Annotated in this window: 1 protein-coding gene; it reads right to left on the bottom strand. The window is 34.2% G+C overall.

Going from position 1 to position 1,130, the window contains the following annotated elements:
* Positions 1–623: 623 nt before the first annotated feature.
* Complete coding sequence (locus BCU12_RS01965; protein ID WP_102402721.1) at positions 624–1,091, bottom strand: winged helix-turn-helix domain-containing protein; 468 nt, start codon at positions 1,089–1,091, stop codon at positions 624–626.
* Positions 1,092–1,130 lie beyond the last annotated feature (39 nt).

Raw genomic sequence — 1,130 nt, 5'->3', positions numbered from 1 at the left:
ACGGATGGGGGCTTTTTTGACTATGAAATTTAACGGCTACGAACGCGGTTCTATGACGTATACGATTGATCGAGCCGAATGTATGCGTAGCGTATGAATCACAGTGGTGTTTAGGGGCAGAACGTTTTGCTCTGCTGCGTGTGATATCAACACTCAGTGTGCAGTCCAATAGCGTTGTTTTCTTTTATTTGTAATAGGTTGACAAATAAATAAGACTCTCGCTCTGGAAGAGAAGATTATATTTATGATAATAGTGCGTTTTTAAAGTTAACTTAGTTTCTAAAGTGCCAGTATGACTTAAGTTGTGTTGTTGCGGTTTAAGATAGAAGTAATTGATAATCAAAGAATGGCTTAATTTAAGATGAGGACTACGTAATGAGTTTGTGGTTTTGGAGCGCCTGGCCTGCGTGAGGGTAAAAAACCTGTAGTATGAATAAAATCTGATAACCGATTTTTGATTTAGCACTATCGATTTATGTAGAGTAGAGCCTAACTATTTAGGAGTTAAAAATAATTTAGTCAATATCAGCTAGGTTTACTTCAATAACCCTTCTGCATTATCTATAACATATTGATAATTAAGAAGGGTTATCTAGTCTGATATGTATTTAATGATTAGGCTACTAGCTTGTATGAAAGTATGATTTAAATTTTTTGTAAAAATTGAGTATTGGGGTGCCTGATGTGTTTTTATTATTCGACTTTCCAATGTTTAATTGATAGCCATATTTTGGGATGTTAATTATTTCGATGTCAAAGAAATTTAAGGGGCGTCTTAAGTTAGAAATGGCGACAGGTAATGAATTGGACCCTCTTATACCATCCTTCCACCCTGCTTTGAGTAGGTCATCATTTGAAACGATATTACCTTCTGATCTTAATAGTTTGATCAGGATTTTGGATTCTGGTTTAGTTATTCGGAACATAACCTTTTGTTTTAATGTATGTGTAATCATTGCCACTGGGTGAGAGTGAACAACAAGGTTTCCAGCTTTGGAAGTAGTAGATTCAATGTTTTTTCCTGGTTTAATATCCTTGTCACCATCACCATATTTTTCGTTGGCTAAAAGGAATGATTTTTTTAATTCCATTCGATATTTCCTTTTTTATTTAGTGTTATTTTATATAAC

This window comes from Vibrio sp. 10N.261.55.A7 (assembly GCF_002877365.1).
In the GTDB taxonomy this organism is placed as follows: Bacteria; Pseudomonadota; Gammaproteobacteria; order Enterobacterales; family Vibrionaceae; genus Vibrio.
Note: the sequence above shows the minus strand (reverse complement) of the source record. Positions and strands in the feature narration are given on the sequence as shown.

What these genes read in the sequence shown, in the direction of transcription:
- BCU12_RS01965 (WP_102402721.1), bottom strand. Translation starts at nt 1,091, where the DNA reads ATGGAATTAAAAAAATCATTCCTTTTAGCCAACGAAAAATATGGTGAT.